Source organism: Streptomyces flaveus (assembly GCF_014647675.1).
GTDB lineage: Bacteria > Actinomycetota > Actinomycetes > Streptomycetales > Streptomycetaceae > Streptomyces > Streptomyces flaveus.
In genome coordinates, this window is the sequence record NZ_BMPQ01000003.1 from 274,514 (window position 1) to 284,968 (window position 10,455).

Here is a 10,455-nt window from a genome sequence, read left to right on the forward strand (position 1 = left end):
GCGGATACGGCCGCCGACGCCGGTGCCCTTGACGGTGGACAGGTCGACACCGTTCTCGGCGGCGAGCTTGCGCACCAGCGGGGTCACGTACGCGCCCTCGTCGGCGGGCTGCGCGGCGGCCGGAGCCGCCGGAGCCGGAGTGACGGGAGCGGGCGCGGCCGGCGCGGGAGCGGCCGGAGCCGCTGCCTGGGCCGGAGCGGGGGCGGGCGCGGCCGGAGCCGGAGGGGCCGGAGGCGCAGCCGGGGCAGCGGGCTGGGCCGGAGCCGGAGCGGCAGCGGCCGGGGCGGGCTGCGCCGGAGCCGGAGCGGCGGCCGGAGCCGCGCCCGGGGCGCCGATGACGGCGAGCTTGGCGCCGACCTCGGCGGTCTCGTCCTCGGCGACGGTGATCTCCAGGAGCACACCGGAGGTGGGCGCCGGGATCTCGGTGTCGACCTTGTCCGTGGAGACCTCGAGCAGCGGCTCGTCGGCCTCGACGCTCTCGCCGACCTCCTTGAGCCAGCGCGTGACGGTGCCCTCGGTGACGGACTCGCCCAGCGCCGGGAGAACCACGTCGGTGCCCTCGGCGGTGCCGCCACCGGCGGCGGCCTCGGCCGTCGGGGCCGGAGCCGGAGCTGCGGCCTCGGCGGACGGGGTGGCCTCGGGGGCGGGCGCGGCCGGAGCCGGAGCCGCGGGGGCTTCGGCGGCGGCCGGGGCCGGAGCGGCAGCGGGCGCACCCGTGCCGTCGTCGATGACGGCCAGCTCGGCGCCGACCTCCACCGTCTCGTCCTCGGCGACCTTGATGGACGCCAGTACGCCGGCGGCGGGCGAGGGGATCTCGGTGTCGACCTTGTCGGTCGACACCTCGAGCAGCGGCTCGTCGGCCTCGACGCGCTCGCCCTCGGCCTTCAGCCAGCGAGTGACAGTGCCCTCGGTGACGCTCTCGCCGAGCGCCGGAAGGGTTACGGAAACCGCCATGGTTTCTGTTGCTCCTTAACGAATTGCGGAAGTCTGTGTCGTCGCGCCCGAGGGCTGTCAGTCGTGCGAGTGCAGCGGCTTGCCGGCCAGGGCCAGGTGGGCCTCGCCGAGCGCCTCGTTCTGCGTCGGGTGAGCATGGATGAGCTGCGCGACCTCGGCGGGCAGCGCCTCCCAGTTGTAGACCAGCTGGGCCTCGCCGACCTGCTCGCCCATGCGGTCGCCGACCATGTGGACGCCGACGACGGCACCGTCCTTGACCTGGACGAGCTTGATCTCGCCCGCGGTCTTGAGGATCTTGCTCTTGCCGTTGCCCGCGAGGTTGTACTTGAGAGCGACGACCTTGTCCGCGCCGTAGACCTCCTTGGCCTTGGCCTCGGTGATACCGACGGAGGCGACCTCCGGGTGGCAGTACGTCACCCGCGGCACACCGTCGTAGTCGATCGGCACGGTCTTCAGACCGGCGAGACGCTCCGCGACCAGGATGCCCTCGGCGAAGCCGACGTGCGCGAGCTGGAGCGTGGGGACCAGGTCACCGACGGCCGAGATGGTCGGCACGTTCGTCCGCATGTACTCGTCGACCAGGACATAGCCGCGGTCCATCGCGACGCCCTGCTCCTCGTAGCCCAGGCCCTGCGAGACCGGGCCGCGGCCGATGGCGACAAGCAGCACCTCGGCGTCGAAGGTCTTGCCGTCGGCGAGGGTCACACGGACGCCGTCCTGCGTGTACTCGGCCTTCTCGAAGAAGGTGCCGAGGTTGAACTTGATGCCGCGCTTGCGGAAAGCGCGCTCAAGAAGCTTGGAGCTGTTCTCGTCCTCGACCGGCACGAGGTGCTTGAGGCCCTCGATGACCGTGACGTCCGTACCGAAGGACTTCCAGGCGGAGGCGAACTCGACGCCGATGACGCCGCCGCCGAGGATGATCGCGGACTGCGGGACGCGGTCCAGGGTCAGCGCGTGGTCCGAGGAGATGATGCGGTTGCCGTCGATCTCCAGTCCCGGCAGCGACTTCGGCACGGAGCCGGTCGCGAGGAGCACGTGGCGGCCCTGGACGCGGCGGCCGTTCACGTCGACGGAGGTGGGGGAGGACAGTCGGCCCTCGCCCTCGATGTACGTCACCTTGCGGGAGGCGACGAGACCCTGCAGGCCCTTGTAGAGGCCGCTGATCACGTCGTCCTTGTACTTGTGGACGGCCGCGATGTCGATGCCCTCGAAGGTGGCCTTCACGCCGAACTGGCCGGCCTCACGCGCCTGGTCGGCGATCTCGCCGGCGTGCAGCAGGGCCTTCGTGGGGATGCAGCCGTTGTGCAGGCAGGTACCGCCGAGCTTGTTCTTCTCGATCAGGGCGACGTCAAGGCCCAGCTGCGCTCCGCGCAGGGCCGCGGCATAGCCGCCGCTACCGCCGCCGAGGATCACTAGGTCGAAAACGGTGCTGGCGTCGTTCGCCACGTCACGTCCTCCATGCATGTGCGCCGTACGCCGGTCTCCCGACCGGGCGGCGGCTGGTGTCCGGCCGCTCTTTCTTCGGCCCTGTGGTGGGGCCCTGTCCTGCCGAGAACCCATCTTTGCACTTGTCCGCGGGAACGTGGACGCCGGGCCGGTGTGTGAGACGTCCCACCGCGCCCCGAAGGGGCGCGGTGAACTGCGCGCCCAGCCACATACGGCCCGCAGCCGCGCTACGACAGAACGGACCGAGTTACTGGGCGCACGCAGCCACGCAACGTCAGCCGAGATCCCCAGAAGCCGCCAGCTCGGCAACCCGCACCAGCGTGCGCACCGCCGACCCAGTACCCCCCTTGGGCGTGTAACCGAACGGCCCGGACTCATTGAAGGCAGGCCCAGCGATATCGAGGTGCGCCCACGTGATCCCCTCGCCCACGAACTCCTTGAGGAACAGCCCGGCGACCAGCCCACCCCCCATCCGCTCACCCATGTTGGCAATGTCGGCGGTAGGGGAGTCCATCCCCTTCTTCAGGTGGTCCGGCAGCGGCATGGGCCACGACGGTTCACCGGCCTCCTCCGCGGCCTCGACGATCGCGGAGCGGAACGCGTCGTCGTTGGCCATCACACCGAACGTGCGGTTGCCCAGAGCGAGAACCATCGCCCCGGTCAGCGTCGCCACATCCACGATCGCGTCCGGCTTGTCCTCGGACGCCTTCCACAGCGCGTCGGCGAGGACGAGGCGGCCCTCGGCGTCGGTGTTCAGCACCTCGACCGTCTTGCCGCTGTACATCCGCAGCACATCACCGGGCCGGGTCGCCGACCCCGACGGCATGTTCTCGGCGAGCGCCAGCCACCCGGTCACGTTGACCTCAAGACCCAGTCGCGCGGCGGCGACGACCGCCGCGAACACGGCCGCGGCCCCGCTCATGTCGCACTTCATCGTCTCGTTGTGCCCGGCGGGCTTCAGCGAGATGCCGCCCGAGTCGTACGTGATGCCCTTGCCGACGAAGGCCAGGTGCTTCTTCGCCTTGGACGAGGTGTACGACAGCTGCACCAGGCGGGGAGCGGACGCGGACCCGGCGCCGACGCCGAGGATGCCGCCGTATCCGCCCTTCTCCAGGGCCTTCTCGTCGAGCACCTGCACCTTGATGCCGTGCTCCTTGGCCGCGGCCTGCGCGACGGCGGCGAAGGCCTCCGGGTTCAGGTCGTTCGGCGGGGTGTTGACGAGGTCACGAGCGCGGTTGAGCTCCTGGGAGACGGCGGTGGCGCGCTCGACGGCCGCCTTGTACGCCCTGTCGCGGGGCTTTCCGCCGAGCAGCGCGACCTCGGCGAGCGGGGCCTTGCCGTTCTTCGCGTCCTTCTTCCCGTCCTTGCCGTTCTCCTTGTAGGTGTCGAAGGAGTACGCCCCGAGCAGCGCGCCCTCGCCGATGGCGCCCGCGTCGGCGGCGTCCGTGATCGGCAGGGCGAACGCGGCCTTCTTCGAGCCGGCCAGCGCGCGGGCGGCGGCACCGGCGGCGCGGCGCAGCGTCTCCGTGCCGAACGAGGCGTCCTTGTCGGGCTGCGAACCCAGACCGACCGCCAGCACGACCGGTGCCTTGAAGCCGGACGGCGCCGGCAGCTTCGTCACCTCGCCCTCGCCACCGGAGGCGCCGAGGGTCTCCAGAACGCCGGCGAGCCCGCCGTCGTACGCCTTGTCCACGGCCTCGGCGCCCGGTGCGACAACCAGGTCCGATGACTTGGCGGAGCCGCCCTTGGCGACACCGACGACGATCGCGTCGGCCCGCAGGCCGGGCGCTGCGGCGGTGCTGAGAGTGAGAGCAGTCACGGTGGTGAAATCTCGCTTCCATTGAATTGCTGTGGCCGAGGGGGGTGGCTCGGCCGGGCCCGACGAAGGAGCCTAGGAGACGGCGGATCGGCAGGCTGGACCGGACCGGAGGAGTACCGGACATGAGCCTACGCTCGGTGGCGGGTTTCGCTCATTCCAGCGGCCGTTCACCCCGCCGTGGCGGAGGGGCCACTTCTCGGCCCTCACATGAAGTGACCTGAGTCACACTCGCCGTATTCGGTGTGAGTGATCCGCTCTCCGCTTTGCATGATTTCCACGGATCCTCCCTCGGCCGACCACATGAGGATCCGTCAGGGGAGGAAGTCACCGTGGCGCAGAGAGCGCGCAGTTGGAAATCCGCAGCCGTTGGCCTGGCGGCGGCGGGCATGCTGGCGCTGGGTCTTGGAGTACCCGGAGCGTCCGCGGCCGAGGAGCCGCGTATCGATCTCAGGGTGCTGGTCGTCGACAACGGCGACAGCCCCGTCGAGGCCATCACCGAGGAGCTGAAGAGCACCGGCATCCCGTACACCACCGTCGACCTCGACGAGGCGGACCGCCCGACGATCGACGAGGCGTTTCTGAGCGACACGGTGGACGGTGTCCCGCGCGCCAGGTACCAAGGCGTCGTCCTGCCCAACGAGGCGCCGTTCGGGGCGGGTTCGGCCGAGCAGACCGCCCTGGAGACGTACGAGAGGACCTTCGGCATCCCCCAGGTCGACGCCTACACCTGGGCGCACCCCGGCGTCGGTCTCGACTACACCGACCAGGGCGGCTGGGCCGGCACGCTCGACGGCCGGGAGGCCTCGGTCACCGAGGCCGGGCAGGCGGGGTATTTCGGCTACCTCGACGGGCCGCTGAGGTTCGAGGACAACTCCGGCTCCGTTCAGGAGAGTTACGGGTACGTGGCCCGGCCGCGCGAGGGCTTCACCAGTTACGTCGACATCGCCGTGCCCGGCGGAGAGGGCCGCGGCAGCCTGGTCGGCGAGTACGCCCACGACGGCCGCCGCGAACTCGTCGTGACCTTCGCGTACAACGACGACCAGCAGCAGTTCCGGGTCCTGGCCCGTGGAATCGTCGAATGGCTGACTCAGGGCGTACACCTGGGACAGAGCAGGAACTACTTCTCCGTCCATGTCGACGACGTCTTCGCGCCCGACAGCCGCTGGGACACCGAACGCAACTGCACACCGGGCGACTTCGACTGCGTCGGCGGTGACGGTGAGGGGACCACGCCGATCCGGATGACCGCGGACGACGCGGTGTACGCCGCGCGGTGGCAGGAGACCAGCGACTTCACCCTCGACATGGTCTACAACGCGGGTGCCGGCGAGGAGTGGAAGGCCGAGAACGGCGGCACCGATGCGCTGACCGACCAACTCCTCGCCGACAAGGGTGAGTACCGCTGGATCAACCACACGTACACACACCCCTTCCTGGGCTGCGTCCAGGACACCAGCACGGTGCCGTGGAGCTGCGCCAAGAACACGGACGGCACGACCCAGTACATGAGCCGCGCCGAGATCTCGGCGCAGATCGGCGACAACCAGCAGTGGGCGGAAAGCCACGGACTCCCGGTCGACCCCACCGAGTTGGTGACCGGGGAGCACTCGGGTCTGAAGACGCTGCCGCAGCAGCCGGACGACAACCCGAACCTCGCGGGCGCCCTCGCCGACAACGGCGTCAAGTGGATCGCCTCCGACAACTCCCGTGAGCCGCAGCAGCGTTCGGTGGGCGCCGCGCTGACCGTGCCGCGCCATCCGATGAACGTGTACTACAACGTCGGTACGGCCGCCGAGATGACCGACGAGTACAACTGGGTCTACACCTCCACGGCCGACGGCGGCAGCGGCGTCTGCGAGAACAATCCGACGTCCACCTGCCTGGACGACCCGCTCGACCCGGCCACCGGCTTCGAGTCGTACATCGCCCCGCAGGAGGCCCGTATCGCCCTCGGGCACGCCGTGCACAATGACCCGCGCCCGCACTACGTGCACCAGTCCAACCTGGCCGAGGACCGGCTGCTCTACCCGGTCCTGGACAAGGTGCTCGCCGACTACCGCGCGCTGTTCGCCGACAACACCCCGTTGGAGAACCCGCGGCAGAGCGCGATCGGCACGGAGTTCCAGCGCCGCGCCGACTGGCAGCAGGCCGTCGCCGACGGTGACGTCACGGCGTACCGCGTCGGCGACACGGTCACCGTCACCGCCCCGTCCGGGACCGACATCCCGGTGACCGCGCCGGAGGGAACGCTCAAGCAACTCCCGGCCGGAACCACCGAGTTCGGCACTCCGTACGCGGGCGAACGCTCGGCCTGGACCACGCCGGAAGCCACGCAGACCGCCCTGACCCTGAGACTGCCCGCCTAACGACCAGAGCAGCGCACCAGCACGAGGCGCGCCCCCGCCAAGACCGGCCGGGGCGCGCCACCGAGCCGTAGACATGTTCCAGGGGGACCCCCACGATGACCACCGGCCGTCATGTCACCATGCTCACGGAGGGCACGTATCCGCTGGTCCACGGCGGGGTCAGCACCTGGTGCGACCAGCTCGTGAAGGGCATGCCCGAGGTCGAGTTCAACCTCATATCGCTCGCCGGCAGCGGTCGCGAACCCGTGACCTGGGAGCTGCCGTCCAACGTCTACCAGCACACATCCATACCCCTGTGGGGCACCCGCCCCGGCTCCCGGCGCCCACCACGCGGGCGCGCCCGCCGCCGCTTCATCGACACCTACGAACGGTTCCTGCTGTCCTTCCTCGACCCCGAGGCGCACTGCGACTTCGGTGAGGCGCTCTACGAACTCGCCCGGCTCGCCCGCGAAGGACGGCTGTCGGCGGCTCTGCGCACCGAGGCCGCGCTGCGTTCGCTGATGTGGATCTGGACCATGCCGCATCTGCCGACCGCCGCCGCGCGGCCCACCGTGCACGACGCGCTGACCGCGACCGACCTGCTGGAGCACGCACTGCGCCCGCTCGGCGTACGGCTCCCCGAGGGTTCCGTCTCGCACTCCACCGGCAGCGGCCTCGCCACCCTTCCGGCCCTGGCCGCACGGGAGTTGGACGGCATACCCTTCCTGCTCACCGAGCACGGCATCTATCTGCGCGAGCGCTATCTCGGCTACCGCAGCGAAGCCCAGCGCTGGCCCGTCAAGGCCCTGATGCTCGGCTTCTACCGCGAACTCAACACCCTCGGCTACAAAGCCGCCGACCTGATCACCCCGTGCAACCAGTACAACCGCCGCTGGGAGGAGCGCGGAGGCGCCGACCCCGACAAGATCCGTACCGTCTACAACGGCGTCGACCCGCACGCCTTCCCGCACGCCGGACCCGAGCCGGAGGTGCCCACGCTCACCTGGTGCGGCCGTATCGACCCCATCAAGGACCTGGAGACACTGATCCACGCGTACGCCATGGTGCGCGCCGAACTCCCCGAGACCAGGCTGCGGTTGTTCGGCCCCGTGCCGGCCGGGGGAGAGGCGTACAAGACCAGGCTGGAGAAGCTCGCCGCCGAGCTGGGTGTGACGGACGGGCTCAGCTTCGAGGGCCGGATCAGCGAGGTGTGGCGGGCGTACGCGGCCGGGCATGTGGTGATGCTGTCGTCGATCTCGGAGGGCTTCCCCTTCTCGATCATCGAGGCAATGTCGTGCGGGCGGACCACGGTCTCCACCGATGTGGGCGGAGTGAGCGAGGCGGTCGGCGACACCGGGCTGGTGGTGCCGCCGCGTGAGCCCGAGAAGATGGCCGCGGCGGCGCTCACGCTGCTGAAGGACGACGAATGGCGCCTGGCACTGGGCCGGCTGTCGCGGCAGCGCGTCATCGACCGGTTCACCCTCCGCCGTTCCGTGGATGCCTTCCGCACCATCTACCACGAGCTCGCGGGCCTGCCCGAGGTGTACGAGCCCACCGTCGAGACCGTCGTCGACTGGACCGTCGAGCTGCGTGACCCCTGGTACCAGGCGGTCGCCACGGACGGGACGGGCTGGTGAGCGGATCGATCCGGATGCCCCCGGGCACGCACGGCGACACCCTCCCCACCGTGCCGCGCCGACGCCGGCCCAGCTGGGCGGGTGCCGATCCGGTGGACGAACTCGCCACGCGTCTGGAGGAGTTCGTCGCCGCCGCCGTCCACCCCGACGAGATCGCAGCGCTCCTGGAGTCCGACGGCATGTCGGACGACCAGATACGCGAGAAGTACGGCTGCAAGGACTCCTTCTCGCTCGCCGAGGAACTGTACGCACGCGTCGAACGCCGCCACCCCGAACCGGCGGGCCCGGCCCACGACCCTTGGCGCACAGGCCTGTTGGGCTGCCTGCTCAGAGGCGTCGTCTTCGCGCTGCCCGGACTCGGCTACGTCCTCGGGGCGCCCCTCCTCGCGGGCCCCGAGGACGGCCTCGGGCTCCCGGCCGGTACGGCGCCGCTGCTGGCCGGTGCCCTGTGCGGCTGGGCCTGGAACCAGGGGCTGGCCCATCGGGCGTACTCCTGGCTGGGGTTGGGCGACCGCACCGCCTCCCGCCGCTCGCTCCTTCTCGGCGCTCCGGTGGGCGCCCTGCTCGGCTCGCTGGTCGCGCTGGCCGTCGCCTCGGACCACCTCGGCGCGGTCGCCTTCGCGGCCGGGCAGTCCTGCTACCTCGGGGCGGCCACCGTGCTGCTGGTGATGGGCCGCGAGCGGGCCCTGCTGGCAGCCCTGTTGCCCATGGCGGCGGGCGCCGTTCTGGCACTGGCCCGCCCGGTGCCGGACGCCGCGAGACTGGCCCTGCTCCTCGGCTCCCTGGCCGCGGTCTCGGCGCTCGCTATGCGTGAAGTCGCCCCGGCCGTACGGGAGTCGGGGGACGGGAAGCGGATCAGCTGGTCGGCGGGGTTCACGGCGCTGCTGCCTTTCCGAAGCGACGGGAAGCGACCCCGCCCCGGCGCCGCGCCCTGGCTCGGCGCCTCGCTGCCGTACGCCTTCTTCGGGATCGGCAGCGGCGTACTCGTCGTGTACGTGGCGCTCGGCGACGTCCTGGCCGAGGGCGCCGGGGCGGACGCCGCGATCGCCGCACCGGCCGCCGTGGCGCTCACGCTGAGCATGGGGCCCGCGGAGTGGCTGCTGTACCGGTTCCGCAGCGGAAGTCTCGCCGGGCTGCGCTCCAGCCGTACGAGCCGTGCGTTCTGGCGGACCACCGCGGTCACCCTCGTGGAGTGCCTCAGCGGCTATCTCGCGGCGCTGTTCGTGCTCAGCCTCGCCACCGCCGCGCTGTGGCCCGACGCGCCCGGCCTGGGCGGCGTACGGCTCACCGCCCTGATGCTCCTCGGCGTCGTCCTGTGGACGGGCCTGCTGCTCCAGTCGTTCGGCGCGGTTCTGAGCGCCGCGGTGGTCTGCTGCGCCGCGGGGCTCGCGCAGAGCGTGGCGCTGCTGGTGGACGGCGCGGACCCGCACCTGATCGGCCTCGTCGTGTACGCCACGGCCGCCGGGGTGCTGGCGGGCCTGGTGTGCTGGCTGCTGGGCAGAGCGACGGCCCACCGGTGAGCCGTTTGCTGGTCCCGTACTACGAGCACCCGTCCGTCCGCCCCGCCGAATGGGAGGCGATCGTCGCTGCCGCCCCCCGCCTCTACGGAGTCGTACTGAACCCGGCCAGCGGCCCCGGAGAGCACCCCGACCCGGCGTTCGCCGAGATCGCGCAGCGGCTGCGCGCGGCGGACGTCCGGGTGCTCGGGTACGTCGACACCGCCTACGGCCGAAGACCGCGCACCGAGGTCGTCGCCGACCTGACCCGACACCGCGACTGGTACGGCACGAACGGCGCCTTCCTCGACCAAGTCGCCACCGGGCTCGGTGAGTTCGGTTACTACCAGCAGCTCGCCACCGCCGCCTGGGGTGTCGGCTGCGAGACCCTGACCTTCAACCACGGGGTGGCGCCGCATCCCGCGTACGGCAGGCTGGCGGACGTCCTCGTGACCTTCGAGGGAACGTGGGAGACGTACCGCAGTCTGCGGCCGGACCCGTGGCCGGGCGGTACGCGCACCCGCCTGTGCCACCTTGTGTACGGGGTGCCGGCGGGTGCCCGTGTGGGGGAGCTGGCGCATGCGCGGGGGGCGACGGTGCATTGCGGGGTGCCGGGGACGGGCGCACACCCGTGGGGGACGCTGCCGCATGTGCTGGGGCTGGGGCTGGGGAGAGGGTGACTCGCCCCCGCCGCCCTTACCCGTCCCATACCAAGGGGCTCCGCCCCTGGACCCCGCTGGGGGCTGCGCCCCCAGACC

The 10,455-nt window shown here is 71.3% G+C and carries 7 protein-coding genes; 4 read left to right on the plus strand and 3 right to left on the minus strand.

What is annotated here, in order from left to right; all coding sequences use genetic code 11:
* The 3 genes from IEZ21_RS47430 to IEZ21_RS07975 form a co-directional block, all read right to left on the minus strand.
* Nucleotides 1-954: biotin/lipoyl-containing protein (locus tag IEZ21_RS47430; RefSeq protein ID WP_246567400.1), on the minus strand; the 954-nt coding region annotated here is incomplete at its 3' end.
* A 57-nt stretch (nucleotides 955-1,011) separates the two neighbouring features.
* Entirely contained in the window at nucleotides 1,012-2,400 is a 1,389-nt protein-coding gene (gene lpdA / locus IEZ21_RS07970; protein WP_189321161.1) for a dihydrolipoyl dehydrogenase, read from the minus strand.
* A 274-nt stretch (nucleotides 2,401-2,674) separates the two neighbouring features.
* Nucleotides 2,675-4,219: a leucyl aminopeptidase gene (locus IEZ21_RS07975; protein ID WP_189321162.1), complete on the minus strand. Its 1,545-nt coding sequence runs from the start codon at nucleotides 4,217-4,219 to the stop codon at nucleotides 2,675-2,677.
* A 386-nt stretch (nucleotides 4,220-4,605) separates the two neighbouring features.
* Between IEZ21_RS07975 and IEZ21_RS07980 the strand changes: the two genes are divergently transcribed.
* The 4 genes from IEZ21_RS07980 to IEZ21_RS07995 all read left to right on the plus strand — a co-directional run bounded on the left by IEZ21_RS07980 (nucleotide 4,606) and on the right by IEZ21_RS07995 (nucleotide 10,377).
* Nucleotides 4,606-6,585, plus strand: coding sequence for a hypothetical protein (locus tag IEZ21_RS07980; protein WP_189321401.1), 1,980 nt, complete (start codon nucleotides 4,606-4,608; stop codon nucleotides 6,583-6,585).
* Nucleotides 6,586-6,680: 95 nt separating this feature from the next.
* Entirely contained in the window at nucleotides 6,681-8,201 is a 1,521-nt protein-coding gene (pelF, locus tag IEZ21_RS07985; protein ID WP_189321163.1) for a GT4 family glycosyltransferase PelF, read from the plus strand.
* Nucleotides 8,198-9,721, plus strand: coding sequence for a hypothetical protein (locus IEZ21_RS07990; RefSeq protein ID WP_189321164.1), 1,524 nt, complete (start codon nucleotides 8,198-8,200; stop codon nucleotides 9,719-9,721). The genes pelF and IEZ21_RS07990 overlap by 4 nt, the downstream gene beginning before the upstream one ends.
* Nucleotides 9,718-10,377 (plus strand): spherulation-specific family 4 protein, encoded by a 660-nt coding sequence (locus IEZ21_RS07995; RefSeq protein ID WP_189321165.1) that lies wholly within the window; start codon nucleotides 9,718-9,720, stop codon nucleotides 10,375-10,377. The genes IEZ21_RS07990 and IEZ21_RS07995 overlap by 4 nt, the downstream gene beginning before the upstream one ends.
* Nucleotides 10,378-10,455: the final 78 nt, after the last annotated feature.

What these genes read in the sequence shown, in the direction of transcription:
- IEZ21_RS07980 (WP_189321401.1), top strand. Translation starts at nt 4,606, where the DNA reads ATGCTGGCGCTGGGTCTTGGAGTACCCGGAGCGTCCGCGGCCGAGGAG.
- pelF (WP_189321163.1), top strand. Translation starts at nt 6,681, where the DNA reads ATGACCACCGGCCGTCATGTCACCATGCTCACGGAGGGCACGTATCCG.